Source organism: Streptomyces sp. NPDC002566 (assembly GCF_042889585.1).
Classification (GTDB): domain Bacteria; phylum Actinomycetota; class Actinomycetes; order Streptomycetales; family Streptomycetaceae; genus Streptomyces.
Window position 1 is genome coordinate 287,827 of the sequence record NZ_JBIARD010000006.1, and the last position, 26,796, is coordinate 314,622.

General features: G+C 72.7%; 21 protein-coding genes and 1 pseudogene. 17 read left to right on the top strand and 5 right to left on the bottom strand.

Annotated features, from left to right (window positions below):
- Window positions 1–128: 128 nt before the first annotated feature.
- From ACFYXA_RS25490 to ACFYXA_RS25500, 3 genes are read left to right on the top strand one after another with little or no spacing between them, the layout of a single operon-like run.
- Window positions 129–1,094 (top strand): DUF5819 family protein, encoded by a 966-nt coding sequence (locus ACFYXA_RS25490; RefSeq protein WP_389036699.1) that lies wholly within the window; start codon window positions 129–131, stop codon window positions 1,092–1,094.
- Window positions 1,091–2,308, top strand: a complete 1,218-nt coding sequence (locus ACFYXA_RS25495; protein ID WP_389036705.1) for an HTTM domain-containing protein — start codon at window positions 1,091–1,093, stop codon at window positions 2,306–2,308. The genes ACFYXA_RS25490 and ACFYXA_RS25495 overlap by 4 nt, the downstream gene beginning before the upstream one ends.
- On the top strand, window positions 2,305–3,072 hold the full coding sequence (locus ACFYXA_RS25500) for a TrmH family RNA methyltransferase (protein WP_389036708.1): 768 nt from the start codon (window positions 2,305–2,307) through the stop codon (window positions 3,070–3,072). The genes ACFYXA_RS25495 and ACFYXA_RS25500 overlap by 4 nt, the downstream gene beginning before the upstream one ends.
- 23 nt (window positions 3,073–3,095) lie before the next feature.
- Here ACFYXA_RS25500 and paaN read toward each other — a convergent pair whose 3' ends face one another.
- Entirely contained in the window at window positions 3,096–4,802 is a 1,707-nt protein-coding gene (paaN, locus tag ACFYXA_RS25505; RefSeq protein ID WP_352244584.1) for a phenylacetic acid degradation protein PaaN, read from the bottom strand.
- A gap of 170 nt (window positions 4,803–4,972) precedes the next feature.
- On the opposite strand from paaN, the gene ACFYXA_RS25510 reads away from it, so the two are divergent.
- Together ACFYXA_RS25510 and ACFYXA_RS25515 are read left to right on the top strand one after the other, a co-directional pair.
- Window positions 4,973–6,487 (top strand): 3-hydroxyacyl-CoA dehydrogenase, encoded by a 1,515-nt coding sequence (locus ACFYXA_RS25510; RefSeq protein WP_352244585.1) that lies wholly within the window; start codon window positions 4,973–4,975, stop codon window positions 6,485–6,487.
- A complete protein-coding gene (locus ACFYXA_RS25515; protein WP_352244586.1) occupies window positions 6,484–7,083 on the top strand; it encodes a TetR/AcrR family transcriptional regulator in 600 nt (199 codons plus the stop codon). Before ACFYXA_RS25510 ends, ACFYXA_RS25515 begins: the two co-directional genes overlap by 4 nt.
- 569 nt (window positions 7,084–7,652) lie before the next feature.
- Here the strand turns inward: ACFYXA_RS25515 and ACFYXA_RS25520 are convergent.
- Window positions 7,653–8,219, bottom strand: a complete 567-nt coding sequence (locus ACFYXA_RS25520) for an Lrp/AsnC family transcriptional regulator (protein WP_389036713.1) — start codon at window positions 8,217–8,219, stop codon at window positions 7,653–7,655.
- A 174-nt stretch (window positions 8,220–8,393) separates the two neighbouring features.
- Between ACFYXA_RS25520 and pdhA (ACFYXA_RS25525) the strand changes: the two genes are divergently transcribed.
- Genes pdhA (ACFYXA_RS25525) through ACFYXA_RS25545 form a run of 5 tightly spaced genes read left to right on the top strand, consistent with a single transcriptional unit; the run spans window position 8,394 to window position 14,411 of the window.
- Window positions 8,394–9,527 (top strand): pyruvate dehydrogenase (acetyl-transferring) E1 component subunit alpha, encoded by a 1,134-nt coding sequence (gene pdhA, locus ACFYXA_RS25525; RefSeq protein WP_351089956.1) that lies wholly within the window; start codon window positions 8,394–8,396, stop codon window positions 9,525–9,527.
- Window positions 9,527–10,531, top strand: a complete 1,005-nt coding sequence (locus tag ACFYXA_RS25530; protein ID WP_389036717.1) for an alpha-ketoacid dehydrogenase subunit beta — start codon at window positions 9,527–9,529, stop codon at window positions 10,529–10,531. The genes pdhA (ACFYXA_RS25525) and ACFYXA_RS25530 overlap by 1 nt, the downstream gene beginning before the upstream one ends.
- Complete coding sequence (locus ACFYXA_RS25535) at window positions 10,531–11,916, top strand: dihydrolipoamide acetyltransferase family protein (RefSeq protein ID WP_389036720.1); 1,386 nt, start codon at window positions 10,531–10,533, stop codon at window positions 11,914–11,916. The genes ACFYXA_RS25530 and ACFYXA_RS25535 overlap by 1 nt, the downstream gene beginning before the upstream one ends.
- Before the next feature lie 57 nt (window positions 11,917–11,973).
- Window positions 11,974–12,981 (top strand): NTP transferase domain-containing protein, encoded by a 1,008-nt coding sequence (locus ACFYXA_RS25540; RefSeq protein WP_389036723.1) that lies wholly within the window; start codon window positions 11,974–11,976, stop codon window positions 12,979–12,981.
- Window positions 12,978–14,411, top strand: coding sequence for a molybdopterin molybdotransferase MoeA (locus tag ACFYXA_RS25545; protein ID WP_389036726.1), 1,434 nt, complete (start codon window positions 12,978–12,980; stop codon window positions 14,409–14,411). The genes ACFYXA_RS25540 and ACFYXA_RS25545 overlap by 4 nt, the downstream gene beginning before the upstream one ends.
- A 142-nt stretch (window positions 14,412–14,553) precedes the next feature.
- On the opposite strand, the gene ACFYXA_RS25550 is transcribed toward ACFYXA_RS25545, so the two are convergent.
- Entirely contained in the window at window positions 14,554–15,672 is a 1,119-nt protein-coding gene (locus tag ACFYXA_RS25550; RefSeq protein WP_389036729.1) for a potassium channel family protein, read from the bottom strand.
- Between the two features lie 115 nt (window positions 15,673–15,787).
- Between ACFYXA_RS25550 and ACFYXA_RS25555 the strand changes: the two are divergent.
- Window positions 15,788–16,447: pseudogene (locus ACFYXA_RS25555) on the top strand (potassium channel family protein); the annotation flags it as partial.
- 32 nt (window positions 16,448–16,479) lie between these two features.
- Window positions 16,480–17,463, top strand: a complete 984-nt coding sequence (locus ACFYXA_RS25560) for an NAD(P)H-quinone oxidoreductase (protein WP_389036732.1) — start codon at window positions 16,480–16,482, stop codon at window positions 17,461–17,463.
- Between the two features lie 33 nt (window positions 17,464–17,496).
- Here ACFYXA_RS25560 and ACFYXA_RS25565 read toward each other — a convergent pair whose 3' ends face one another.
- A complete protein-coding gene (locus ACFYXA_RS25565; protein ID WP_389036735.1) occupies window positions 17,497–18,033 on the bottom strand; it encodes a hypothetical protein in 537 nt (178 codons plus the stop codon).
- Between the two features lie 175 nt (window positions 18,034–18,208).
- On the opposite strand from ACFYXA_RS25565, the gene ACFYXA_RS25570 reads away from it, so the two are divergent.
- On the top strand, window positions 18,209–18,757 hold the full coding sequence (locus tag ACFYXA_RS25570) for a bacterial proteasome activator family protein (RefSeq protein ID WP_351089978.1): 549 nt from the start codon (window positions 18,209–18,211) through the stop codon (window positions 18,755–18,757).
- A gap of 137 nt (window positions 18,758–18,894) precedes the next feature.
- Here the strand turns inward: ACFYXA_RS25570 and ACFYXA_RS25575 are convergent, their stop codons facing one another.
- Window positions 18,895–20,541, bottom strand: a complete 1,647-nt coding sequence (locus ACFYXA_RS25575; RefSeq protein WP_389036739.1) for a protein kinase — start codon at window positions 20,539–20,541, stop codon at window positions 18,895–18,897.
- Window positions 20,542–20,885: 344 nt separating this feature from the next.
- Here ACFYXA_RS25575 and ACFYXA_RS25580 point away from each other — a divergent pair, with 344 nt between their 5' ends.
- The 4 genes from ACFYXA_RS25580 to ACFYXA_RS25595 all read left to right on the top strand — a co-directional run bounded on the left by ACFYXA_RS25580 (window position 20,886) and on the right by ACFYXA_RS25595 (window position 26,772).
- Window positions 20,886–22,490 (top strand): protein kinase, encoded by a 1,605-nt coding sequence (locus ACFYXA_RS25580; protein WP_389036742.1) that lies wholly within the window; start codon window positions 20,886–20,888, stop codon window positions 22,488–22,490.
- 608 nt (window positions 22,491–23,098) lie between these two features.
- Window positions 23,099–24,361 carry a pyruvate dehydrogenase (acetyl-transferring) E1 component subunit alpha gene (gene pdhA, locus ACFYXA_RS25585; protein ID WP_389036745.1) on the top strand — a complete coding sequence of 421 codons (1,263 nt, stop codon included), beginning with the start codon at window positions 23,099–23,101 and terminating at the stop codon, window positions 24,359–24,361.
- A gap of 1 nt (window position 24,362) precedes the next feature.
- Window positions 24,363–25,340 (top strand): alpha-ketoacid dehydrogenase subunit beta, encoded by a 978-nt coding sequence (locus ACFYXA_RS25590; RefSeq protein ID WP_351089990.1) that lies wholly within the window; start codon window positions 24,363–24,365, stop codon window positions 25,338–25,340.
- Window positions 25,341–25,350: 10 nt separating this feature from the next.
- Window positions 25,351–26,772, top strand: coding sequence for a dihydrolipoamide acetyltransferase family protein (locus ACFYXA_RS25595; RefSeq protein ID WP_389036748.1), 1,422 nt, complete (start codon window positions 25,351–25,353; stop codon window positions 26,770–26,772).
- Window positions 26,773–26,796 lie beyond the last annotated feature (24 nt).

The window sequence follows — 26,796 nt, forward strand, 5'->3', positions numbered from 1 at the left end:
CGGGCGTGCGAAGGCCGTCCGGATGTACGTGGCCGGGGAGCCGGAACGCCCCGGCGGCCGGCCGAGGCACGGCAGGGCGGTCGGAAGACGGACGGATCAAGACGGACGGATCCGGGGAACGGGGCGGAATGGACGCGTACGACGGAGGCACCGACGCCCCGCGGGAGGCGGAGGCGTCCCGGGGGCCGGACACCGGTCCGCCGCCCGGCGAGGGGCCGCGGGCGACGGGCTCCGTGCCCCGCCCGCGCGCCGAGGCCCCCGGTGGCGGCCCGGCCCCGGACAGCGAGCCCACGGACCGGCCCGACTCCCCTGAGCCCGTGGCGGACGGCCCTGGTGCGGACTCACCCGGCCCCGTCCGCTCCACCCCTCCCGTTGCGCACGCCGGATCCGACGGATCTGACGGCGCCCCCGTCGGGCACGGTCCCGCCGCGGCTGACTCCGGTCCGCGCGCCGGCGTCGCGGCTCTGTCGACCCGCTACCGGATAGCCGCCGCCCTGGCGGTCGCCGTCGTGGCGGTCGCCGTCTGCGTCCACGTCGGCATGGTGTTCCTGCACGTCGCACCCTCCAACACGGTCAGCAAGACGCACGGCGAGGCGGTCGACGACTGGGTCTACCCGGAGTTCGAGCAGAACTGGAAGCTGTTCGCACCGAACCCGCTCCAGCAGAACATCGCCGTCCAGGTCCGCGCCGACATACGCACAGCGGGCGGTGAGAGGCGGACCACCGGCTGGTACGACCTGTCCGCCCAGGACGGCCGCGACATAGACGGCAACCTGCTGCCGAGCCACACCCAGCAGAACGAACTGCGCCGGGCTTGGGACTTCTACACCGGTTCCCACGACGCCGAGAACCGTTCGGTGAGCACGCGCAGCGCGCTGTCGGAGTCCTACCTGCGCCGCATCGTCGTCCTGCGCCTTGACCGCGGCCGCGCGGCCGGAGAGGGCGGCGTCGTGGAGCGGGTCCAGGTCCGCTCCAGGACCACCGACGTGCAGGCGCCCGGCTGGAGTGGAGAGAAGACGTCGTCGGGCGCGGCGTACCGCGTCCTGCCCTGGTGGCCGGTGGAGGCCGCCGACACCGCGGGAGGCGCGCAGTGAACCGGTTCACCCAAGCGGCGTCCGCCGCCCTCGCGCGCGTGACCGGTGCGGCGCTCGGTCCCTACCAGAGCGCGGTGGTCCGGATCGGCTTCAGCCTCACCTGGCTGCTGTTCCTGCTGCGCGAGCTTCCCCACCGCGGGGAGCTCTACGGCCCCGACGGCCCCTGGAGCTGGCAGCTGGCCCGGCGGCTGATCGACGAGAACGGCGCGTTCACGGCGCTGATGTGGTCGGACGGACGGCTCTGGTTCGAGACCGTGTACGCGCTGGCGGTGCTGGCGAGCGTGCTGCTGCTGCTCGGCTGGCGCACCCGCACCGCCTCCGTGCTCTTCATGATCGGCGTGCTCTCGCTGCAGAACCGCAGCATCTTCATGGGCGACGGCGGCGACAACGTCCTGCACCTGATGTCGATCTACCTCGTGTTCACGCGCTGCGCTCAGGTGTGGTCCCTGGACGCCCGCCGGGCGCGGCGCACGGAGGCGGCACACGCGCGTGGGGAGCGGGTCACCGACCGGATCGGGCCCGCCCTGTGGGGCGTGCTCGGGTTCGCGCTGGTCGCCGTGACCGCGGCGGGCCGTCTCGACGGCGATCCGACCGTGCCGGTGATCCTCTGGGCGGTGTGGATCGCGCAGGGCCTGTGGTGGGCCGTGGGGCGCCTGGGGAAGACCTCCCAGCCCCGGATCCTGCTGGACGTCGTCGCTAACGTCCTGCACAACGGGGCCCTGTTCGTGATCATGGCCGAGGCCTGTCTGATCTACGCGACGGCCGGCTGGTACAAGATCCAGGGCTCGCGCTGGCAGGACGGCACCGCCGTCTACTACCCGCTGCACCTGGACTACTTCTCCCCCTGGCCGGCGCTCGCGGACCTGCTGTCCGCCAGCGGCACCATGGTGATGCTCGTGACCTACGGGACGGTCGTCGTACAGGTCGCCTTCCCGTTCACGCTGTTCAACCGGCGGGTGAAGAACGTCCTGCTCGCGGTGATGATGACCGAGCACGCGGTGATCGCCGTCGTCCTGGGGCTGCCGTTCTTCTCCCTTGCGATGATCGCGGCGGACGCGGTCTTCCTGTCGACGCCGTTCCTGCGCCGGCTCGGCGGCTGGGCGGCACGCGTGCGTGAGGCGATGACCTCGCGCGGCGGGGCCTCGGTGCCCGCTCAGCGGGGCCCGCACACGGCCGAGGAGGCCGAAGAAAGCCGCGTAGGCTTCACGGCATGACCGACCCCGACCCTCTCGGCGGCCTGCTCGGCCGGTGGCGGCGACTCGCCGAGACCTGCGTGCTGCTCGACGGCTTCCACGCCCTCAAGCACGCCGTGCGCTTCGGGGCCGACGTCACGGCGGCGGTCGCCGTCGACCGCCGGGCGGCGCTCGCCCTGGCCGACGAACTCGCCCCCGACGTCCGGGGAACCCTGGACGCGCTCCTCACCGAGGTGCCCGAGGCGGCGTACGCCTCGCTGGTGCCGCGCCGGCATCCGACCGCCGTGGCCGCGCTGGCCGTACGCCCCGCGCGTGAGGCGAACCTGCGCGCGCTGGCCCGGGAGCCGCGCACCGCGCCCGTCGTGGTCCTCGACGAGCCGCGCAACCTGGGCAACGCGGGCGCGGTGATCCGGCTGGCCGCCGGCTTCGGGGCGACCGGGGTGGTCACCACCGGCACGCTCGACCCCTGGCATCCGACCGTCGTGCGCGGCGGCGCGGGACTGCACTTCGCGACCGCCGTGGAACGGCTGAGCGTCGAGGAACTGCCGCCCGGACCGGTGTTCGCGCTGGACCCGGAGGGCGAGGACGTCCGGGGCGTCAGGCTCCCGGACGACGCCGTGCTCGCCTTCGGCTCGGAGCGCAGCGGGCTGTCAGGCGCGCTGCGCGCGCGTGCCGACCATCTCCTCGCGCTGCCGATGCGGCCCCAGGTCTCCAGCTACAACCTCGCGACCAGCGTGGCCATGACGCTGTATCACTGGAGCGCGGGGCCGCACGGCACCGCTTGAGGGAAGGCCCCCTCAGGGGCTGCTCAGGCCTCCCTGCGCACCTCGACGACCCGGAAGCGGTTGGCCACGAAGGCCCCGTCGCACAGGGCGGCGTTGGCCGCCGGGTTGCCGCCCGAGCCGTGGAAGTCGGAGAACGCGGCCGTCTGATTGACGTAGACCCCGCCGGTGAGGTTCAGGGACAGCTGGGCGGCCTCCTCCAGGCAGACCTCCTGGATGCCCTGCTCGACCTCCTCGTCGGTGGTGTACGCGCCGACGGTCATCGCGCCCTTCTCGCGGATGGTGCGCCGCAGCAGGTCCAGGGCGTCAGCGGCGGAGTCGACGGCGACGGCGAAGGAGACCGGCCCGAAGCACTCGCTCAGGTAGGCGGGCTCGTCGTCCGCGCCCTCCCAGAACTTCCGCGCGCCGTCCAGCTTGACGATCACGGGGGTGCGTACGACCGCGTCGGGGAACTCCGGGTTGGCGACCTCGCGGGAGGCGAGCGCCACCTCACCCAGGCTCGCCGCGGCCTCCAGGCGCGCCTTGACGTCGGGGTTGACGATGGCCCCCAGCAGGGCGTTGGCCCGGGCGTCGTCGCCCAGGAGACCGTCGACCGCGCGCGCGAGGTCGGCGACGACCTCGTCGAAGGTCTTGTGGCCCTGGTCGGTGCGGATGCCGTCCCGCGGGATCAGCAGGTTCTGCGGGGTGGTGCACATCTGGCCGCTGTACAGGGACAGCGAGAACGCCAGGTTGGCGAGCATGCCCTTGTAGTCGCCGGTCGACTCGACGAGGACGGTGTTGACGCCGGCCTTCTCGGTGTAGACCTCCGCCTGGCGGGCGTTGGCCTCGAGCCAGTCGCCGAAGGAGGTCGAACCGGTGTAGTCGATGATCCTGATCTCGGGCCGCGTGGCCAGCGTCTTCGCGATGCCCTCGCCGGGCCGCTCGGCGGCGAGCGCGACCAGGTCGGCGGCGAAGCCCGCCTCGGCAAGCACCTCGCGCGCGACGCCCACGGTCAGCGCCAGCGGCAGCACCGCGCGCGGGTGGGGCTTTACCAGGACCGCGTTGCCGGTGGCGAGGGAGGCGAAGAGGCCCGGGTAGCCGTTCCACGTGGGGAAGGTGTTGCAGCCGATCATCAGCGCGATGCCGCGCGGGACCGGCGTGAACTGCTTGGTGAGGGCGAGCGGTTCCCGCTTGCCCTGCGGCTTCGTCCACTCCGCGGTGTCCGGCGTGCGGACCTGCTCCACGTACGCGTACGCCACGGCTTCCAGGCCGCGGTCCTGCGCGTGGGGGCCGCCCGCCTGGAACGCCATCATGAACGCCTGGCCGGAGGTGTGCATGACCGCGTGGGCGAACTCGTGGGTGCGGTCGCTGATCCGCTTGAGGATCTCCAGGCAGACCGCCGCGCGGATCTCCGCGCCCGCGTCCCGCCAGGCGCGCTGTCCGGCCTTCATGGCGGGCAGCAGCACGTCGATGTCCGCGTGCGGGTACGTCACGCCCAGCTCCACGCCGTACGGGGAGACCTCGCCGCCGACCCAGTCGTCCGTGCCGGGCTGGCCGAGGTCGAGGCGGGTGCCCAGGAGGGCGTCGAAGGCCGCCTTGCCGGCCGCCGCGTCCAGGCTGCCGTTCTCCCCGTAGGCCTTGGGGTGCTCCGGGTGCGGCGACCAGTACGCGCGGGTGCGGATCGCTTCCAGGGCCTGGTCGAGGGTGGGCCGGTGCTTGGCGATCAGATCGTGTGCGGTGAGTTCGGCGGCCATGGGGGACCAACTCCTCGTCGTGAGAACTCTTCGTCGAGCTCAGGACCTGGACGGAAACCCTGCGAAGCAGGGACAGGAACGGACGGTCAGAGTTAGAGTAACCGAACGATCGGTCGGGACAAGGGGGTCCGCCGCATCTGTGGACAACGCCGTGCGGGAGGATCGCGCACATGACAGCACTCGACCTCAGCAGCCCCGTGGCCGTCGTCGGCACGGGCACCATGGGTCAGGGCATCGCCCAGGTCGCGCTGGTCGCGGGCCACCCCGTACGGCTGTACGACGCCCTCCCCGGCCGGGCCCGGGAGGCCGCAGGCGCGATCGGCGCCCGGCTGGACCGGCTCGTCGAGAAGGACCGGCTCACCGCCGCCGACCGGGACGCCGCCCGCACCCGCCTCACGCCCGTGGACGACCTGGCCCAGCTCGCGGACTGCGCCCTGGTCGTCGAGGCCGTCCTGGAGCGCCTGGAGGTCAAACAGGAGCTGTTCCGCGTGCTGGAGGACGTCGTCGGCGACGACTGCCTGCTCGCCACCAACACCTCGTCCCTGTCGGTGACGGCCGTCGGCGGCGCCCTGCGCAACCCGGGCCGTCTCGTGGGCCTGCACTTCTTCAACCCCGCGCCGCTGCTGCCGCTGGTCGAGGTCGTCTCCGGCTTCGCCACCGACGTCACGTCGGCCACGCGCGCGTACGAGACGGCCCGCGCCTGGGGCAAGACACCCGTCGCCTGCGCCGACACCCCCGGCTTCATCGTCAACCGCATCGCGCGGCCCTACTACGCCGAGGCGTTCGCGGTCTACGAGGCGCAGGGCGCCGACCCGGCCACCATCGACGCCGTCCTGCGCGAGTCCGGCGGCTTCAAGATGGGGGCCTTCGAGCTGACCGACCTGATCGGCCAGGACGTCAACGAGTCCGTCACGCACTCCGTCTGGCAGTCCTTCTTCCAGGACGCGCGGTTCACCCCCTCGCTCGCCCAGCGCCGCCTGGTCGAGTCCGGCCGCCTCGGCCGCAAGACCGGCCAGGGCTGGTACGACCACAGCGACGGCGCCGAGCGCCCCGAGCCGCACACCGCGGAGAAGCACCGGCCGCCCGCCTACGTCGTCGCCGAGGGGGATCTGGGGCCCGCCTCGGAGCTGCTGGGGATGATCCGCGAGGCGGGAATCCAGGTCCGCGAGGAGGAAGAGGACCACGGCACCCGGCTGGTCCTCCCCAGCGACGGCGCGCTGGCGCTCGCCGACGGGCAGACGTCCGTGGAGTTCCGCGACGTCGTCTACTTCGACCTGGCCCTGGACTACCGCAAGGCCACCCGGATCGCCCTGTCCGCGTCCCAGGACACCTCGCCGCAGGCCCTGTCCGAGGCGATCGGCCTGTTCCAGGCGCTCGGCAAGGACGTCAGCGTCATCGGCGACGTCCCCGGCATGATCGTCGCCCGCACGGTCGCGCGGATCGTCGACCTCGCGCACGACGCCGTCGCCAAGGGCGTGGCCACCGAGGAGGACATCGACACCGCGATGCGCCTCGGGGTGAACTACCCGCTCGGCCCCTTCGAGTGGAGCCGCAGGCTCGGCCGGGTCTGGGCGCACGACCTGCTGGAGGAGCTGCACCTGCGGGAGCCCTCCGGCCGCTACGCGCCCTCCCTCGCGCTGTACCGCCACGGACACGCCGCCGACACGCGGAGGGGAAGCTCATGACCACGGTCAAGCGCGACACGTACACCCCGGAGACCCTGCTGTCGGTCGCCGTCCAGGTCTTCAACGAGCGCGGCTACGACGGCACCTCCATGGAGCACCTGTCCCGGGCGGCCGGCATCTCCAAGTCGTCGATCTACCACCACGTCGCCGGCAAGGAGGAGCTGCTGCGCCGCGCGGTGAGCCGGGCGCTGGACGGCCTGTTCTCGATCCTCGACGAGGAGAACGCGCGCGTGGGGCGTGCCGCCGGGCGCCTGGAGTACGTGGTGCGGCGCATGGTCGAGGTGCTCATAGCCGAGCTGCCCTATGTGACGCTGCTGCTGCGCGTGCGCGGCAACACCGACACCGAGCGGTGGGCGCTGGAGCGGCGGCGGGACTTCGACCACCGGGTCGCCGAACTGCTGAAGGCGGCCGCCGCCGACGGTGACGTACGGGGCGATGTGGAGGTCCGGCTCGCGACGCGGCTGGTCTTCGGGATGATCAACTCGATCGTCGAGTGGTACCGCCCGGACGGCCGAGGCTCGGGCGAACGCGAGGTGGCGGAAGCGGTGGCCCGGCTGGTGTTCTCGGGACTGCGCCAGGACCGGGACGGGGTCTGACGGCGGGGTGCGGAGCGGGGACGGGGGCTGACTGCGCGGCGCAGGCCGGAAGCGGAGGCTGACCGTGGGGCGCGGGCCGGAAGCGGAGGCTGACCGCGGGAACCGGACCAGACGAGGGGGCTGATAGCCGGGAGGCGGCTCCGAGCCGGGTCTGACCGCCGGTGGGCGGGCCGTGAATCGGGGCTCCTACCGCCGGGAAGCGGTTCAGGGGGGTTCGACCGCCGGCAGTCGGCCCGGGTCGGGTTAGACCGCCGGGTGACGGCTCGGAGCGGGGCTGACTGCGGGGCGCGGGCCGGACGAGGGGACTGATAGCCGAGAGTCGGCTCCGAGCGGGGTAGACCGGCGGGGAGTCAGCCCCGAGCGGGGTCTGACCGCCGGAGGACGGTCCGTGAAACGGGGTGGGTCGGAAGCGGGGTTGACCGCAGGGCGCTGGCCGGAAGCGAGGTCTGACCGTCTGGAGTCTGCCGGGGCGAGTGCGACCGTCGGGGAGCCGGCCCGGAGCGGGGCTCGACCGGCGTGAGCGGATGCGGAGCGGGGGTCGGCGGGCGGGAGGCGACGCGGCACCGGTGTCAGGCGTCTTGCCGGGGTGTGCCCTGGCCGCCGGGGGCGGGGCGGGTCTGCGGTTCCAGGTCCTCCTCCTCGAAGACCAGCAGCGTGCGCGTGCTGAGCACCTCGGGGATCGCCTGGAGTCGGGTGAGCACCACTTCGCGCAGCGCCCTGTTGTCCGGTGTGTGGACGAGAAGCAGCACGTCGAAGTCCCCGCCCACCAGGGCGATGTGCGAGGCCCCGGGCAGTTGCCTGAGCTGCTCGCGCACCGTGCGCCAGGAGTTCTGGACGATCTTCAGCGTGATGTAGGCGGACGTGCCGTGCCCGGCGCGTTCGTGGTCCACGCGCGCGCCGAAGCCGCGGATCACGCCGTCCTCGACGAGCCGGTTGATGCGCGCGTAGGCGTTGGCGCGGGAGACGTGCACGCGCTCGGCCACCGACCGTACGGACGCGCGGCCGTCCGCCTGGAGCATCTGCAGGATGTCCTGGTCGATCGTGTCCAGGGGGCGGGGCGGGGGCAACGGGACGGAGTCGTCCGGTCGCGGCGGTACGGCGCTCTCCTCGCCGTCGGCCATTTGTTCAGGTGTCATGTCCCCCCGCCTCTTCGCCGTGGACGTACTGCGTTCATTGCAGGCTGTGGAGAACCGTTTGTCCACAGCCTGAGGGGGCCAGTAGCCAAAATGTGCCGACGACCGAACAATCGGTAGGTGAGGCGCCTCACAGCCGATGCGCCTGCGTAGCCACTCCTTTCAGGAGGTGCCGTCATGACGGTCATGGAGCAGCGGGGCGCGTACCGGCCTACCCCGCCGCCCGCTTGGCAGCCCCGCACCGACCCGGTGCCGCTGCTGCCGGACGCCGAGCCCTACCGCGTTCTCGGCACGGAGGCGGCCGCGCGGACCGCCCCGGAGCTGCTGCTCCGGCTGTACGCGCAGCTCGTGCGGGGCCGCCGCTACAACGTGCAGGCCACCGCCCTCACCAAGCAGGGCCGTCTCGCCGTCTACCCCTCCAGCACCGGCCAGGAGGCCTGCGAGGTCGCCGCGGCGCTCGTGCTGGAGGAACGGGACTGGCTCTTCCCCAGCTACCGCGACACCCTCGCGGCCGTCGCCCGCGGCGTGGACCCCGTCGAGGCGCTGACCCTGCTGCGCGGCGACTGGCACACCGGATACGACCCCCACGAGCATCGCGTGGCGCCGCTGTGCACCCCGCTCGCCACCCAGCTCCCGCACGCGGTGGGCCTCGCGCACGCCGCTCGCCTCAAGGGCGACGACGTGGTGGCCCTCGCCATGGTCGGTGACGGCGGCACCAGCGAGGGGGACTTCCACGAGGCGCTGAACTTCGCGGCCGTCTGGCAGGCGCCGGTCGTCTTCCTGGTCCAGAACAACGGTTTCGCGATCTCCGTGCCGCTCGCCAAGCAGACCGCCGCCCCCTCCCTGGCCCACAAGGCCGTCGGGTACGGCATGCCGGGCCGGCTGGTCGACGGCAACGACGCCGCCGCCGTCCACGAGGTGCTCGGCGAGGCCGTGCGCACCGCGCGCGCGGGCGGCGGCCCGACCCTCGTCGAGGCGGTGACCTACCGCATCGACGCCCACACCAACGCCGACGACGCGACCCGCTACCGCGGCGACGCCGAGGTCGAGACGTGGCGCGAACACGACCCGATCCTGCTGCTGGAACGCGAACTGACGGCGCGGGGGCTGCTCGACGAGGAGACCCGGCAGGCCGCGCGGGACGCCGCCGAGACCATGGCGGCCGATCTGCGCGCCCGCATGAACCAGGACGCGGCGCTGGACCCGATGGACCTGTTCGACCACGTGTACGCCGAGCCCACTCCCCAACTGCGCGAGCAGCGCGCCCTGCTGCGGGCCGAGCTGGAAGCGGAAGAGGAAGGGGCGCGCTGATGACTACCGTCGCCGTCAAACCCGCCACCATGGCGCAGGCCCTCACGCGCGCGTTGCGCGACGCGATGGCCGCCGACCCCTCCGTGCACGTCCTCGGCGAGGACGTCGGCACGCTCGGCGGCGTCTTCCGGGTCACCGACGGGCTCGCCGCGGAGTTCGGCGAGGACCGCTGCACGGACACCCCGCTCGCCGAGGCCGGCATCCTCGGCACCGCCGTCGGCATGGCCATGTACGGCCTGCGGCCGGTGGTGGAGATGCAGTTCGACGCCTTCGCCTACCCGGCGTTCGAGCAGCTGATCAGCCATGTCGCCCGGATGCGCAACCGCACCCGCGGCAGCATGCCCCTGCCGATCACCGTCCGCGTCCCCTACGGCGGAGGCATCGGCGGCGTCGAGCACCACAGCGACTCGTCCGAGGCGTACTACATGGCGACTCCGGGGCTCCATGTCGTCACGCCCGCCACCGTCGCCGACGCCTACGGCCTGCTGCGCGCCGCGATCGCCTCCGACGACCCGGTCGTCGTCCTCGAACCCAAGCGTCTGTACTGGTCCAAGGACACTTGGAACCCGGAGGACCCGCCCGGCGTCGAGCCCATCGGCCGCGCGGTGGTGCGGCGCACGGGCCGGAGCGCCACCCTCATCACCTACGGGCCCTCGGTGCCGGTCTGCCTCGAAGCCGCCGAGGCGGCACAGGCCGAGGGCTGGGACCTCGAAGTCGTCGACCTGCGCTCCCTGGTGCCGTTCGACGACGAGACGGTCTGCGCCTCGGTACGACGGACCGGTCGCGCGGTCGTCGTCCACGAGTCGGGCTCCTTCGCGGGCCCGGGCGGCGAGATCGCGGCCCGGGTCACCGAGCGCTGCTTCCACCACCTGGAGGCGCCGGTGCTGCGCGTGGCCGGGTTCGACATCCCCTACCCGCCGCCGATGCTGGAGCGCCACCACCTGCCCGGCGTCGACCGCGTCCTGGACGCGGTGGCGCGTCTGCAGTGGGAGGCGGGGAACTGATGGCACAGGTGCTGGAGTTCAAGCTGCCCGACCTCGGCGAGGGGCTCACCGAGGCGGAGATCGTGCGCTGGCTGGTCCAGGTCGGCGACGTCGTCGCCGTCGACCAGCCGGTCGTCGAGGTCGAGACGGCCAAGGCGATGGTCGAGGTCCCCTGTCCCTACGGCGGTGTGGTCACCGCCCGCTTCGGTGAGGAGGGCGCCGAACTGCCCGTGGGCGCACCGCTGATCACGGTGGCGGTCGGCGCGCCCTCGTCCGGCGACCAGACCGAGGGATCGGGCAACGTGCTGGTCGGGTACGGAACCTCGGAGGCGCCCGCGCGTCGGCGCCGGGTACGGCCGGCCCAGCCCGTGCCCGCGGCCGCCCCTCCTTCCGCTGCTGCCTCCGGGCCCGCTGCTCCCTCCGGGCCCGCTGCTTCCTCCCAGCCGGTGACTTCCGGTCCCGCGGGCGGCTCCACGGTGACCGATGGACCGGTGGCGGTCATCTCGCCGCTCGTGCGCCGCCTGGCCCGGGAGAACGGCCTGGACCTGCGGAAGCTGACCGGTTCCGGGCCCGACGGCCTGATCCTGCGCGCCGATGTGGAGGGCGCGCTGCGGGCCGCGCAGGAACGCGGCACCTCGCACGCGGCCCCCGCGCCCGTGCCGGCCCCCGCGGCCACCTCTGCCCCCGCTCCCGCGCTCGCCCCCGTGCCCGCCGGGGCCGACACCCGCGTCCCGCTCAAGGGGATCCGCGGCGCCGTCGCCGACAAGCTCTCCCGCAGCCGGCGGGAGATCCCGGACGCGACCTGCTGGGTGGACGCCGACGCGACGGAGCTGATGCGGGCCCGGGCCGCCATGAACGCGGCCGGCGGCCCGAAGATCTCCCTCGTCGCGCTGCTGGCCCGCATCTGCACCGCCGCCCTGGCCCGGTTCCCGGAGCTGAACTCCACGGTCGACCAGGAGGCGCGCGAGATCGTCCGGTTCGACCATGTCCACCTCGGGTTCGCCGCGCAGACCGAACGGGGGCTCGTCGTCCCCGTGGTCCGCGACGCCCATGCCCGGGACGCCGAGGGGCTCACCGCCGAGTTCGCCCGCCTGACCGAGACGGCCCGCGCCGGGGGCCTCACCCCGGCCGAACTCACCGGTGGGACGTTCACGCTGAACAACTACGGCGTGTTCGGCGTCGACGGTTCCACACCGATCATCAACCATCCCGAGGCGGCCATGCTGGGCGTCGGCCGGATCGTGCCCAAGCCATGGGTGCACGAGGGCGAGCTCGCGGTGCGCCAGGTCGTACAGCTGTCGCTGACCTTCGACCACCGGGTGTGCGACGGCGGCACGGCGGGCGGCTTCCTGCGCTATGTGGCGGACTGCGTGGAACAGCCGGCGGTGCTGCTGCGCACGCTCTGACCACGCGCGGGACATCCCGCGTCCCCCGTGGTCGAGGACCCCGCGCATACTCGGAGGGTGACCTCGAACGAGCCGCCCGTGCATGACGCCGAGCCGCCCGTGCATGACGCCGAGCCGCCCGTGCATGACGCCGTCGTGCTCGCCGGCGGCGGCGCCCGCCGCCTCGGCGGCGCGGACAAGCCCGGTGTGCGGGTGGGCGGCCGTGCGCTGCTCGACCGGGTCCTCGCCGCCTGCGCCGGCGCGCGCACGACCGTTGTCGTCGCCGATCCCCGGCCCACCGCCCGCGCTGTGCGGTGGGCCCGCGAGGACCCGCCCGGCGCGGGCCCCGTCGCCGCGCTCGACGCAGGACTGCGCCACACCACCGCCGACCGCGTCGTCGTCCTCTCCGCCGACCTGCCCTTCCTCGGGCCGGACACCGTGCGGCGGCTGCTGGCCGCGCTGACGGCGAGCGCCGCCGACGGCGTGCTGCTCAGCGACGCCGGCGGCCGCGACCAGCCGCTCGTCGCCGCGTACCGCACGGCCGCCCTCCGGCGTGAACTGACCACGCTCGCGCAGACCGAGACGGCCGGCGACGGGCCGTCGTCCGGGGACACCGGCAGGGGCGGCGGCCTCGCCGGCCTCCCCCTGCGCCGGCTGACCGCCGGGCTCGACCTCACCCGCGTCCCCGACCCCGTCGCGTCCTTCGACTGCGACACCTGGGACGACATCGCCACCGCCAGAGCACGCATCAGGGAGCATGGCCACGTGTTGGATGAATGGATCTCCGCAGTCAAGGACGAGCTGGGCATCGATCTCGACGTCGACACCGGCGCCCTGCTCGACCTCGCCCGGGACGCCGCCCACGGCGTGGCCCGGCCCGCGGCCCCGCTGACCACCTTCCTGGTCGGATATGCCGCCGCCAAGGCCGGAGGCGGCCCGCAAGCCGTCGCCGAAGCCGCCCGCAAGGCCGCAGACCTGGCCGTGCGCTGGGCCGACGAGTCCACGGGCGCGCCCTCGGACGACTCACCGCCTTCCGGCGACGTCGCCCCCGACGCCACGCCCGACACCCGCCCGGACGCCGGATGACCCCCCGCGGGACCCCGGGCGGCCAGGACACGGAGGACCTCGACGAGGACTACGTCGAGGAGGTGCTCGCCCTCGTGAACGAGACGACCGGACACGGTGACAGCCGCGACGCCTACGCACCCCGTGGCTCCCGGAAGCCCGAAGGTTCCCACCGGCCCCGGGAAGACCAGGGCGCCCGAGACGCCTCCCACGGGCCCGACCAGTCGCCGACACCCCACGAGGACCGTCACCGCGCCACGCCCTGGGCCGAGGCCCGCGTCATCGCCGCGCGTGCCGCCCGTCCGGTCGCCGCCCGCCGCACACCCGTCTCCGTCACGCTCGACGACGCTCTCGGTCTCGTCCTGGCCGCTCCGCTGACCGCCCTCACCGACCTGCCCTCCTTCGACAGCTCCGCCATGGACGGCTGGGCGGTCTCCGGACCGGGCCCCTGGGCTGTACGGGACGAAGGCGTCCTCGCCGGACACGCAGAGCCCGCGGCCCTCGCCGACGGCGAGGCCGTCCGCATCGCCACCGGGGCCAGGGTCCCCGCGGGCGCCACCGCCGTACTGCGCAGCGAGCACGGCCGCACCGACGAGAAGGGGCGGCTGCACGCGGCCCGCGAGGTCCAGCACGGCCAGGACATCCGGCCGCGCGGCCAGGAGTGCCGCAGCGGTGACCAGTTGCTGCCCGACGGGACCGTGGTGACCCCGGCCGTCCTCGGGCTGGCCGCGGCCGCAGGCTACGACACGCTGGCCGCCGTCCCCCGGCCCCGTGTCGAGGTGCTCGTCCTGGGCGACGAGTTGCTCACCGAAGGCCGCCCGCACGACGGTCTGATCCGGGACGCGCTCGGACCGATGCTCCCGCCGTGGCTGCGCGCCCTGGGTGCGGAGATCGTGGCCCTGCGCAGGATCGGCGACGACGAGGAGGCCCTGCATCAGGCCCTCACGACGTCCCCGGCCGACCTGATCGTCACCACCGGCGGCACGGCCGCGGGGCCCGTCGACCATGTCCACCCCGTCCTGCGCCGCATCGGCGCCGACCTCCTGGTCGACGGCGTCCAGGTGCGCCCCGGCCATCCGATGCTGCTGGCCCGCACCAAGCCCGACCAGCACCTGGTCGGCCTGCCCGGCAACCCCTTGGCGGCCGTCTCCGGCCTTCTCACGCTCGCCGAGCCCCTGCTGCGCATCCTCGCCGGACGCCCGGCGTCGGAGCCGTACACCCTGCCGCTGAGGGAGGCGGTGCACGGGCATCCGTACGACACCCGGATCGTCCCGGTGTTCCTGCGGGGCGACCATGCGGTACCGCTGCACTACAACGGTCCGGCGATGCTGCGGGGCATCGCGGCGGCCGATGCTCTCGTGGTCGTACCGCAGGGCGGCGCGCGAGCCGGCCAGGAGGTCGAGCTCCTCGATCTGCCCTGGACGACGGGCATGGCATCCTGCGTCAGCTGACGCAGGGTCGTTTCACGTGAAACATGTCGAACCGGGCATCCAGCAGGCTTTCGGCCACCAGGACGTCGGTAGGGGCTGTCCCGGCCGGCGTCAGCCTTGTTTCACGTGAAACCGTGGCACCCTCCCACCACCCAGCCGCGCCTCAGGTCTGCTCGGTGACCACCGCCCGGCTGACCGTGATCACACGGTCTCCTTGGCGCAGTTCCGTGAGCCGTGGGTCGGCGTAGTCGAGGAGTTCCTTGCCGCGCAGGACGGCCACGATCAGGTTCTTGCAGGCGCGCGGATTCTTCCCCGCCTCATCATGGCTGACGGGGCGTTCGATGAGGTCGAGGCCGCTGCCGAGGGTCATCAGGTCCTCCAGGGTCCTGGCCACGGCGGGACTGACCATGGAGACCCCGAGCAGTCGGCCGGCGGAGCTGGAGCTGGTGACCACGGTGTCCGCGCCGCTCTGCTTGAGCAGCGGCACGTTCTCGTCCTCGCGGGCGGCGGTGACGATCGTGGCCCGCCGGTTCAGCTGCCGGGCGGTGAGGGTGACCAGCGCGGCGGTCTCGTCCCGCTGCGGGGCCACGATCACGCGGGCCGCATGGGGGACTTCGGCCTTGAGGAGGGTCTCCTGGCGGGTGGCGTCCCCGGTCACCGACACCAGCCCGTCGTCGCCGGCGGCGTGGGCGGCCTTGCGCTGGGCGTCCACCACGACGATGCGCTCCTTGGGGATGCCCTGTCCGACGAGCGTCTCCACGGCGTGCCGGCCCTTGGTGCCGTAGCCGACGACCACGACGTGGTCACGGGTGCGGGTGCGCCAGCGGTGGACGCGGACCTGCTGCCGGGTCCGCTCGGTGAGCACTTCGAGCGTGGTGCCGACCAGGATGATCAGGAACAGCACGCGCAGCGGGGTGATGACGAGGATGTTGATGAGCCGGGCCGCGTCGCCGACGGGCGTGATGTCGCCGTAGCCGGTGGTGGAGAGGGTCACGGTGGCGTAGTAGGCCGCGTCGAGGAAGTCGACCTGGCCGTCGGAGTTGTCGTTGTAGCCGTCGTGGTCGGCGTAGACGATCAGCGTGGTGACGAACAGGACCAGCAGGGCCAGCGCGAGGCGGCGCAGCACCTGCTGGAGCGGGGGGAGGCCACTGTGCACCGGCATGGTGATGGAGCGGCCCGCCTCCGCGTCGTCGCGGGCCTCGAGGCGCGAGCGGCGGTGCCACAGCGACTTGAAGAGGGAGAGGCGGCTCGTCGTGGCCGGCTGTCGTTCGTGGTCTCGCAACGCGTGCCCCCTGTGTGGTGGTTCGATCGGTGGGCACCATGGTTCCCGGCGGGCCCACGCCCGTCGCCCAGCAACACCCGTTCCCGCAGGTTCGCCCAGCATTCCGGAGGTCCCCTTGCGCGACCACACTGTCGTCGTCGGGTTCGGCACGAAGGGACGGTCCGCGATCCGGACCGCCTGTGCGGCTGGGCTGCGGAAGGAACAGGTCGTGGTGATCGACCCCGGAGCGAAGGCGATCGCGGCGGCGACGGCCGAGGGCTACGAGGGCGTGGTCGGCGACGCGACCCGCAGCGATGTGCTGCGCAAGGCCGAGGTGCAGCGGGCGGGGCGGATCATCATCGCCACCGATCGGGACGACACGGCGGTCCTCGTGGTGCTGACCGCCCGCCAGCTCAATCCCCGGGCGAAGATCGTGGCAGCGGCGCGCGAGGAGGAGAACGCCCCGCTGCTGAAGCAGTCCGGCGCCGACGAGGTCATCACCAGCGCCGGTGCCGCCGGACGTCTCATGGGGCTGTCCGTGCTCAGCCCGGCGGCCGGAGTGATCATGGACGATCTGATGCGGCAGGGCAGCGGCCTCGACATCGTGGAGCGCCCGGTCACCAAGGCCGAGTCGGGGCGCAGCCCTCGGGAGACGGACGATCTGGTGGTGAGCGTCGTCCGCGGCCATCGGATCCTGGCCTACGACGATCCGGCCGTGGGTGTTCTGGAGCTGACCGACCGTCTGGTCACGATCGTGCGGGTGCCCCCGGAGCGCCCGTCGGCGCCACGCCTCTGAGATCGAGTGAGCGGAGGAGTAGCGTCCCTCTCATGTATGCGATCACGATTCCCGAACCTGGTGGTCCCGAGGCGCTGGTGTGGGACGAGGTCCCCGATCCCGTGCCCGGCGAGGGCGAGGTCCTGGTCGAGGTGGCGGCCAGCGCCGTCAACCGCGCCGACGTCCTGCAGCGGCAGGGCTTCTACAACCCGCCTCCCGGCGCGTCGCCCTACCCCGGCCTGGAGTGCTCCGGCCGCGTCGCCGCCCTGGGCCCGGGCGTCTCCGGCTGGACCGTGGGCGACGAGGTGTGCGCCCTGCTGGCGGGCGGGGGCTACGCCGAGAAGGTGGCCGTCCCGGCGGGGCAGCTGCTGCCCGTGCCCGACGGGGTCGACCTGCGGACGGCCGCCGCGCTTCCCGAGGTGACCTGCACCGTCTGGTCGAACGTCTTCATGATCGCTCATCTGCGCCCGGGCGAGACGCTGCTCGTGCACGGCGGCTCCAGCGGCATCGGCACCATGGCCGTCCAGCTGGCCAAGGCCGTCGGAGCGAAGGCAGCCGTCACGGCGGGCACCCCGGAGAAGCTCGAGCGGTGCGCCGAGCTGGGCGCGGACATCCTGATCAACTACCGCGAGCAGGACTTCGTCGAAGAGATCGAGAAGGCCACGGGCGGCGCGGGCGCCGACGTCATCCTCGACAACATGGGCGCGAAGTACCTGGAGCGCAATGTCCGCGCCCTCGCCGTCAACGGCCGCCTCGCGATCATCGGCATGCAGGGCGGCGCCAAGGGCGAGCTGAACATCGGCGCGCTGCTCACCAAGCGCGCCGCGATCAGCGCGACCTCGCTGCGGGCCCGCCCGCTGGAGGAGAAGGCGGCGATCGTCGCGGCAGTCCGCGAGCACGTGTGGCCGCTGCTGGCCGCAGGGGGCGTCCGCCCCGTGGTGGACCGCGCGCTCCCGATGAGCGACGCGGCGGCCGCCCACCGGATCGTCGAGGAGAGCGGCCACGTCGGCAAGGTGCTGCTCACCGCCTCCCGCTAGGCAGAAGCACCCGCGGAGCTGAGGCCCCGTGCCTCAGCCGCGGCGCAGGCGCAGGCCGAAGAAGGCGAGACCGCAGCCGAGCCCGATGAGGAGCAGTCCGCTGCCGAGCGGCAGGATGCGCAGCATGCGTCCGACGGGCTGCTCCTGGGCGCCGGCGGCCTGCGGCGAGGCCGACGGCACGAACCCCGCCTCTCGGGGCGGCTGCACAGCGCCGTCGGGCTCCTCGCCCACGCCGGAGCCCAGGTCCGCGTCGGGGTCCTGGCCGGGCTCCTCGGTGCGGTCGCCCTCCTCGTCCTGCGCGCCGTCCGGGTCGGCGTACCCGTCCTCGTCCCCCGGGCCGGTTCCCAGGCTCCGACCGGGCCGCACGCGGCCTTCTCCGGCCCGGCTGCCGGCCCGGTCGGGCGCGCTGGGAGACGCCGAGGGCGAGCCGGTCGCCGTCATGGAGACGTACGACGAGCCGCTCCCGTGCGAGGACCCCGCCGCGTGCGCCGCGCAGCCGCCGTACAGCGACCCGCCGGCCGCGAGCAGCGCGGCCCCCGCTGTGCACAACCCCCGCCGCCATGGAGTCACGATCGTGACCCCCTCCCGGTGTTCAAGCCGCCAGAAAAGTAGCCACAACACTCACATATCCACACACAATGCGCATGGTGGACTGCTCCGAACGGAGACGGAACGGAAACGGTGGATCAGCCGTCTCCGGGGGCACCACGGTGATGAGGTGTGCCGGTGCGAGAGAATGGACCGCATGGAGATGCCGAGGAACGATAGGTCGTCGGAGAACGCCCAGAGGATCCTGGTCGTGGGTCAGGACGGGATGGCGCTCGGCGGCGCCGACACGGACGACGACCCCCGTGAGATCCCGGTGACGGAGCAGGTCGAGCAGCCGGCGAAGGTCATGCGGATCGGCAGCATGATCAAGCAGCTTCTCGAGGAGGTGCGCGTGGCCCCTCTGGACGAGGCCAGCCGCGCCCGGCTGAAGGAGATCCACGCCAGCTCGGTGAAGGAGCTGGAGGACGGCCTGGCGCCGGAGCTCGTGGAGGAACTGGAGCGGCTCTCCCTGCCGTTCAACGAGGACGCCACCCCGAGCGACGCGGAACTGCGGATCGCACAGGCTCAGTTGGTGGGCTGGCTGGAGGGCCTCTTCCACGGCATCCAGACCACGCTGTTCGCCCAGCAGATGGCCGCGCGGGCGCAGTTGGAGCAGATGCGCCGCGCGCTGCCGCCGGGCCTGAGCGGCAACGAGGGCGGCGACGACCCGCGCACGGGCGGCCGCTCGGGCGGCCCGTACCTGTAGGACCGTATCCGTATCCGCACTACGGGTGGCAGGACACACAGGGCAGGACACACAGAGCAGGACTGACGGCAGGACACAGCAGGGCCCGGCGCACCGGCGCCGGGCCCTCATCGTGTCGACACCCCGCGGGGTCCGTGTCAGGAGGGCGGGTTCCCCGAGGACACGCTCAGCTCGATCTCGGGCATGTTCTCCGGGTCGACGTCCGTCCCCGCGGAGGGGAACTGGTCCATGACCGCGCCCTCGCCGTAGGTGTTCTCGTCGACCGTCTTGATCTTGATCTTCCAGCCGGCGGCCTGGAAGCACTCCTTGACCGACTTGACGTACTTGAACTGGAAGTCCGGCACCCTGATCTTGTCGGGGTCGTTGTAGGACTCCTGCGGCTCGGAGCACTCGGACGGGTCGATCGTCTTGGACGTGTCGGGACCGCGGTGGTCGGCCGCTTGCGTCGGTGAGGCCGAGACGCTGGAGCCGCCCGTACCCTCTTTGCCGGTCGTGGGGGTATCGCTGTCGCCGTTCGTCGCCAGGCTGCCGATCAGGGAGCCCGCGACCACCAGGGCGACGATCGTCGAGCCGATGACCACGCCCTTGCCGCCCTTGCGGCCCCCGCCCACGGCCGTCGGATGCTGCGGGGCGATGTTGTACGCGGGCGGGGTGTGCGGCCCCTGCTGGTGGGCGCCGTAGGGCGGGGCGGGCGTCTGGTAGCCGCCCTGCTGCGGGTAGCCGTACGACGGCGGGGGCGTCGAGGGCGTGCCGTACGGGTTGGGCGTCGGGGCCGGCTGGTAGGGCGTCTGGACGTTGCCCACGGGCGGCGGCGGGGTCTGGCCGACCGGCGGGAACACCGCCGAGCCGACGCCCGAGCCGCTCTGGGCGGGCGTGCCCGCGACGATGCTCGGCGGGGCGGCCTGGAAGGAGGCCGCGACGCGCAGGCACTCGTCGCGCATGGCGACGGCGGTGGGGAAGCGGTCGTTGGGGTTCTTCTTCAGGGCGCGGGCGACGAGCGCGTCGACGGCCGGCGGCAGCGCCCGGTTGATGGAGGAGGGGGCCACCGGCTCCTCCTGCACATGCGCGTAGGCGATCGCCAGCGGCGAGTCCGCGTCGAACGGAAGCCGCCCGGTGACCAGTTGGAACAGCATGATGCCGACGGAGTACAGGTCGGAACGGGCGTCCACGCCACGGCCGAGGGCCTGCTCGGGCGAGAGGTACTGCGGGGTGCCGACGACCATGCCGGTCTGCGTCATGGAGGTGACGCCGGACTGCATGGCGCGCGCGATGCCGAAGTCCATCACCTTGACGACGCCGCGCTTGGTCATCATCACGTTGCCGGGCTTGATGTCGCGGTGGACCAGCCCCATCTCGTGGCTGATCTCCAGGGCGGCCAGCACGTCCGCGGTGACCTTCAGCGCCTTGTCGGCGGGCATCGCGCCCTGCCGCCGCACGTCCTCGTCGAGCACGGAGCCGAGCGGGCGGCCCTCGACGTACTCCATGACGATGTAGGGCGTGGTCAGACCGTCGAGTTCGTCCTCGCCGGTGTCGAAGACGGAGACGATGTTGGTGTGCGTGAGCTTGGCCACTGCCTGGGCCTCGCGGCGGAAGCGCTCACGGAAGGCCTGTTCGCGACCGAGTTCGGTGTGGAGGGTCTTGATCGCGACCTGGCGGTCGAGCACGGAGTCGTAGGCGAGGTGCACCGAGGCCATACCGCCCTCGCCGAGCAAGTCGCGCAGCTGATAGCGGCCGCCGGCGAGCGCCCGCCCCGCGTACCGCCCCTGTGCGCCGTCCTGGCTCATCTTCTGCGTCCCCCGTATGGCCCCCGGGCGCCCTGCTCGCCGTGGCTCACTGTTGATCGAAAGTGCTATTCCCGGCCAAGTCTGCCCGAGGGCACTGACACGTCAAGCTCGGTGCCCGTTCCGTGACCGTACGCGAAAGAAGCGTCGCGCAAGCGTTACAGCGGGCGTACGCCCGGTACACACAATTTGCACGTGGGTACGGAAAGCAGGTTTGATGACCGGTCCGTCTCCGGTCGGCGGCGGGGCTCATCCCGGACCGGCGGCTTGCGCTGAGGCTGTAGCGTGGCCGACGGAGACCGTAACAACACCGCGCGCACCGCGGGCAGAAACGACGGCGAGGACTGATGGCACAGCAGCAGCGCGCCCAGGGCCCGTCCGACCCCGAGGCGACTGGCGGCGGTATGTCAGATGCGCCGGAGTTGTGGGGCAACGGCGGACTTGTCGGGGACGGCCGGTACCGGCTGACCGGCAGACTCGGCCGGGGCGGCATGGCGGAAGTGTTCGCAGCCGAGGACGTGCGCCTCGGGCGCACCGTCGCCGTGAAGCTGCTGCGCGCCGACCTCGCCGAGGACCCGGTGTCCAAGGCGCGCTTCACGCGCGAGGCCCAGTCGGTGGCCGGATTGAACCACCACGCGATCGTCGCCGTGTACGACTCCGGCGAGGACATGGTGGGCGGCCAGAGCGTGCCGTACATCGTGATGGAGCTGGTCGAGGGCCGGACCATCCGCGACCTGCTGCTCAACGCCGAGGCGCCGGGCCCCGAGCAGGCCCTGATCATCGTCTCCGGCGTCCTGGAGGCGCTGGCGTACTCGCATCAGCACGGCATCGTGCACCGCGACATCAAGCCGGCCAACGTCATCATCACGCACAACGGCGCGGTGAAGGTGATGGACTTCGGCATCGCCCGCGCCCTGCACGGCGCGTCCACGACGATGACGCAGACCGGCATGGTCATGGGCACGCCTCAGTACCTCTCGCCGGAGCAGGCGCTCGGCAAGGCCGTCGACCACCGCTCCGACCTGTACGCCACCGGCTGCCTGCTGTACGAACTGCTCGCGCTGCGCCCGCCGTTCACCGGTGAGACGCCGCTCTCGGTGGTCTACCAGCATGTGCAGGACATCCCGGTGCCGCCGTCGCGGAGTTCGGACGGCGCGTGCCCGCCGGAGCTCGACGGCCTCGTCATGCGTTCCCTCGCCAAGGAGCCCGACGACCGTTTCCAGACCGCGGAGGAGATGCGCGGCACGGTCCAGTACGCCCTGCAGATGCTGTACGACCAGGGCGGCCACACCGGCACCTGGAACACCGGCCCGGTCGACGCCGCGGCCGGCGCGGGCGCCGCGGCGGCCTTCGCGAGCACCACGGTGATGGCGCCCGGCGGTGGGGGCCCCAGCACCTCGCAGATCCCCCAGCCGATCCTGCCCCAGGGGTACGGCAACGGCGACGAAGGCGGCTTCGAGGGGCACGGCAACAGGGGCAGCGGCCGCGGCAAGCTGTGGATCCTCGCCGTCCTCGCGGTGATCGCGATCGCCGGCGGCGTGGCCCTGGCGCTGAACAACACAGGCACCAAGGGCGGCGACGAGAAGACCCCGACGTCGCCGTCCGCCTCGCAGTCCTCCCCTCAGCAGTCGCCCAGCGCGTCGCAGAGCGAGGAACAGAGCGAGGAGCCGAGCACCGATCCCACGGAGAACGACAACGGCTCCGACGGAGGGTCCTACTGGACGCCGTCGCGGCAGCCGTCGTTCACGCCGTCCCAGCCCGAGACCAGTGACCCGTCGCCGGAGCCGTCGAAGACGGTGACGAGCGACCCGGCGAGCCCGGAGCCGTCGAACCCGCCGAGCACCGACCCCGGCACCGCCGACGGCGGGACTGGCGACGTCAGCGGCGGTGCGGACGGCGGGGCCACCGAAGGCACGGCCCAGGGCCCCACCACCCTCGGCGCCGGCGGCTGACCGGGCCCGGCTCGCCACCTCACTTCGTCCCTCACGCGCGCGTGGGGCCCTGAACCGCCAGGGCCTCACGCGCGCGTGGCGGTTCCGGCCCCGAAGGGTTCTGAGCTGCGCCTTGTCGCACAGCGTCACGGAGCATTCCGAGCGGTCCCCGGCGGTCGGCTTCACGGCCACAGGGGTCGCCGACCCGCGCGCGGGGGGCGCGCGCCTGTTCCGTGCGCCCGCGCGCGTCGCCGCGTCCGTGCGCGCGCCCGGCCGAAAAGCTGAATTCCTCCTTGTGGCGTCCCGGGGCGGGACTCGCACGCGAACTCTTCCCGCAGCCTGGGTGCGCGGGATAACGTGCCGTTGCTCCGGCCTCCTGCGAGGCTGTGACCAGGTCCTTCCCGACTTTGCCGATTTTACTTGGATATCCAAGCAAAAACGCAGGTCAGGAGGGGTTTCACAGAAATGTGTCGCACTGGGTAACGTGAGGCTTGCAGGGCGCTCGCCGGGGCAACCTGTCACGCCTGTTCCGGCCGAGTGGCACCCACCCCGTGCCCGGGTGCCGGAATCCAGGTGAGCCGCACTGGCCACCCGGCAACCCCGGGGGCCGGACCGACGGAGGAGCACACGTGACCGTGGAGAGCACTGCCGCGCGCAAGCCGCGACGCAGCGCCGGAAGCAAGGCCGGCGCCACCGGCACCGAGGCGGCGGGCGCCCCCCGCGCCGCGGCGGCCAAGGCCACCGGCACCAAGCGCACCACCCGCACCACCGCCGGCCGGGGCGCCGAGCCCGAGCTCGTGCAGTTGCTGACGCCCGAGGGCAAGCGCGTCAAGAACGCCGAGTACGACCCGTACGTCGCCGGCATCACCCCCGAGCGCCTCCGCGGTCTCTACCGCGACATGGTCCTCACCCGCCGCTTCGACGCCGAGGCCACCTCCCTCCAGCGCCAGGGCGAGCTGGGCCTGTGGGCCTCGCTGCTCGGCCAGGAGGCCGCCCAGATCGGCTCCGGCCGGGCCCTGCGCGACGACGACTACGTCTTCCCGACCTACCGCGAGCACGGCGTCGCCTGGTGCCGCGGCGTCGACCCGACCAACCTGCTCGGCATGTTCCGGGGTGTGAACAACGGCGGCTGGGACCCCAACGGCAACAACTTCCACCTCTACACGATCGTCATCGGCTCCCAGACGCTGCACGCGACGGGCTACGCGATGGGCGTGGCCAAGGACGGCGCGGACAGCGCGGTCATCGCCTACTTCGGCGACGGCGCCTCCAGCCAGGGAGACGTCGCCGAATCGTTCACCTTCTCCGCGGTCTACAACGCCCCCGTCGTGTTCTTCTGCCAGAACAACCAGTGGGCGATCTCCGAGCCGACCGAGAAGCAGACCCGCGTCCCGCTCTACCAGCGCGCACAGGGCTTCGGCTTCCCGGGCGTCCGCGTCGACGGCAACGACGTCCTGGCCTGCCTCGCGGTCACCGAGTGGGCCCTGGAGCGGGCCCGCCGCGGCGAGGGCCCCACCCTCATCGAGGCGTACACGTACCGCATGGGCGCCCACACCACCTCCGACGACCCCACCCGCTACCGCCACGACGACGAGCGGGCCGCCTGGGAGGCGAAGGACCCGATCCTGCGTCTGCGCCGGCACCTCGAGGCCTCAAACCACACGGACGAGGGATTCTTCGCGGAACTCGAGGCCGAGAGCGAGGCGTTGGGCAGGCGAGTGCGCGAAGCGGTCCGTGCCATGCCGGACCCGGACCACTTCGCCATCTTCGAGAACGTCTACGCGGACGGGCACGCGCTCGTCGACGAGGAGAGGGCCCAGTTCGCCGCCTACCAGGCGTCGTTCGCGACTGAGTCCGACAACGGCTTCGCCGCGGGCGAGGGGGGAAACTGACATGGCGGAGAAGATGGCCCTGGCCAAGGCGATCAACGAGTCGCTGCGCAAGGCCCTCGAGGAGGACCCCAAGGTCCTGGTGATGGGAGAGGACGTCGGCAAGCTCGGCGGCGTCTTCCGGGTGACGGACGGACTGCAGAAGGACTTCGGGGAGTCCCGTGTCATCGACACCCCCCTCGCCGAGTCCGGCATCGTCGGCACCGCCATCGGCCTGGCCCTGCGCGGCTACCGCCCGGTGGTGGAGATCCAGTTCGACGGCTTCGTCTTCCCGGCCTACGACCAGATCGTCACCCAGCTGGCCAAGATGCACGCCCGCTCCCTGGGCAAGGTCAAGCTGCCGGTCGTCGTCCGCATCCCCTACGGCGGCGGCATCGGCGCGGTCGAGCACCACTCCGAGTCCCCCGAGGCGCTCTTCGCGCATGTCTCGGGACTGAAGATCGTCTCCCCGTCGAACGCCGGCGACGCCTACTGGATGATGCAGCAGGCCATCCAGAGCGACGACCCGGTGATCTTCTTCGAGCCCAAGCGGCGCTACTGGGACAAGGGCGAGGTCGACGCCGAGGCCATCCCCGGCCCGCTGCACAAGGCGCGTGTGGTGCGCGAGGGCTCCGACCTGACGCTGGTCGCCTACGGGCCGATGGTCAAGCTCTGCCAGGAGGTCGCCGACGCGGCCGCCGAGGAGGGCAGGAACCTGGAGGTCCTGGACCTGCGCTCGGTCTCCCCGCTCGACTTCGACGCCATCCAGGCCTCCGTGGAGAAGACCCGTCGTCTGGTCGTCGTCCACGAGGCGCCGGTGTTCTTCGGCTCGGGCGCGGAGATCGCCGCCCGGATCACCGAACGCTGCTTCTACCACCTGGAGGCCCCGGTGCTCCGGGTCGGCGGCTACCACGCCCCGTACCCGCCGGCGCGCCTGGAGGAGGAGTACCTGCCGGGCCTGGACCGGGTGCTCGACGCCGTCGACCGTGCCCTGGCGTACTGAGGAGAGGGTCGTGACGACGATGACGGAAGCGTCCGTACGCGAGTTCAAGATGCCCGACGTGGGCGAGGGACTCACCGAGGCCGAGATCCTCAAGTGGTACGTCCAGCCGGGCGACACGGTGACGGACGGCCAGGTGGTGTGCGAGGTCGAGACGGCCAAGGCCGCCGTCGAACTGCCCATCCCCTACGACGGCGTGGTCCGGGAGCTGCACTTCCCCGAGGGCACCACGGTCGACGTGGGCATGTCGATCATCGCGGTGGACGTGTCCGGCGGCGCCGCGCCCGCGCAGGCCCCGGCGCCGACCGAGGCCCCTGCCCGGGCCGAGGCTCCGGCCCAGGCCCCGGAGCAGCCCGCCGAGGCCAAGCCGGAAGGCGGCTCCGGCCGTCAGCCGGTGCTCGTCGGATACGGCGTGGCCACGTCCTCGACCAAGCGCCGCCCGCGCAAGTCCCCGGCAGCCGCCGCCGTACAGGCGGAGCTGAACGGCCACGGCAGCACGCCCGCGGCCGTGAAGGAACGCCCGCTGGCGAAGCCGCCGGTGCGCAAGCTGGCCAAGGACCTCGGAGTGGACCTCACGACGGTGGTCCCGTCCGGCCCGGACGGCATCATCACCCGCGAGGACGTCCACGCGGCGGCGGCCCCCGCCCAGGCGGCCCCTCCGCAGCCGGCGCCCGTCCCCGAGCAGGTCACCGCGGCGCCGCCCGCCCCCCAGGCCGCGGCGTCGTACGACACCACGCGCGAGACCCGCATCCCGGTCAAGGGCGTCCGCAAGGCCACCGCGCAGGCCATGGTGGGCTCGGCGTTCACCGCGCCGCACGTCACGGAGTTCGTGACGGTCGACGTGACGCGCACCATGAAGCTCGTCGAGGAGCTCAAGCAGGACAAGGACATGCAGGGCCTGCGGGTCAACCCGCTCCTGCTGATCGCCAAGGCCCTGCTGGTCGCCATCAGGCGCAACCCGGAGGTCAACGCGTCCTGGGACGAGGCGGCGCAGGAGATCGTGGTCAAGCACTACGTCAACCTGGGCATCGCCGCGGCCACCCCGCGCGGGCTGATCGTCCCGAACGTCAAGGACGCCCACGCCAAGACGCTCCCGCAACTGGCAGAGTCCCTGGGCGAACTGGTCGCGACGGCGAGGGAGGGCAAGACGTCTCCCGCCGCCATGCAGGGCGGCACGGTGACCATCACCAACGTCGGCGTCTTCGGCGTCGACACCGGCACGCCGATCCTCAACCCCGGCGAGTCCGCGATCCTGGCGGTCGGCGCGATCAAGCTCCAGCCGTGGGTGCACAAGGGCAAGGTGAAGCCCCGCCAGGTCACCACGCTCGCGCTGAGCTTCGACCACCGACTGGTGGACGGAGAGCTGGGCTCCAAGGTGCTCGCCGACGTGGCGGCCGTCCTGGAGCAGCCCAAGAGGCTGATCACCTGGGCCTGACGGCTTCGGAGCGGTAAGTTGAGA

Excerpts from the sequence above, each read along its gene's own strand:
- ACFYXA_RS25570 (WP_351089978.1), top strand. The coding sequence starts at position 18,209 with ATGGAGATGCCGAGGAACGATAGGTCGTCGGAGAACGCCCAGAGGATC.
- paaN (WP_352244584.1), bottom strand. The coding sequence starts at position 4,802 with ATGGCCGCCGAACTCACCGCACACGATCTGATCGCCAAGCACCGGCCC.
- ACFYXA_RS25500 (WP_389036708.1), top strand. The coding sequence starts at position 2,305 with ATGACCGACCCCGACCCTCTCGGCGGCCTGCTCGGCCGGTGGCGGCGA.
- ACFYXA_RS25545 (WP_389036726.1), top strand. The coding sequence starts at position 12,978 with ATGACCCCCCGCGGGACCCCGGGCGGCCAGGACACGGAGGACCTCGAC.
- ACFYXA_RS25515 (WP_352244586.1), top strand. The coding sequence starts at position 6,484 with ATGACCACGGTCAAGCGCGACACGTACACCCCGGAGACCCTGCTGTCG.
- ACFYXA_RS25575 (WP_389036739.1), bottom strand. The coding sequence starts at position 20,541 with ATGAGCCAGGACGGCGCACAGGGGCGGTACGCGGGGCGGGCGCTCGCC.
- ACFYXA_RS25530 (WP_389036717.1), top strand. The coding sequence starts at position 9,527 with ATGACTACCGTCGCCGTCAAACCCGCCACCATGGCGCAGGCCCTCACG.
- ACFYXA_RS25580 (WP_389036742.1), top strand. The coding sequence starts at position 20,886 with ATGGCACAGCAGCAGCGCGCCCAGGGCCCGTCCGACCCCGAGGCGACT.
- ACFYXA_RS25510 (WP_352244585.1), top strand. The coding sequence starts at position 4,973 with ATGACAGCACTCGACCTCAGCAGCCCCGTGGCCGTCGTCGGCACGGGC.
- pdhA (WP_351089956.1), top strand. The coding sequence starts at position 8,394 with ATGACGGTCATGGAGCAGCGGGGCGCGTACCGGCCTACCCCGCCGCCC.
- ACFYXA_RS25490 (WP_389036699.1), top strand. The coding sequence starts at position 129 with ATGGACGCGTACGACGGAGGCACCGACGCCCCGCGGGAGGCGGAGGCG.
- ACFYXA_RS25520 (WP_389036713.1), bottom strand. The coding sequence starts at position 8,219 with ATGACACCTGAACAAATGGCCGACGGCGAGGAGAGCGCCGTACCGCCG.
- ACFYXA_RS25535 (WP_389036720.1), top strand. The coding sequence starts at position 10,531 with ATGGCACAGGTGCTGGAGTTCAAGCTGCCCGACCTCGGCGAGGGGCTC.
- ACFYXA_RS25560 (WP_389036732.1), top strand. The coding sequence starts at position 16,480 with ATGTATGCGATCACGATTCCCGAACCTGGTGGTCCCGAGGCGCTGGTG.
- ACFYXA_RS25590 (WP_351089990.1), top strand. The coding sequence starts at position 24,363 with ATGGCGGAGAAGATGGCCCTGGCCAAGGCGATCAACGAGTCGCTGCGC.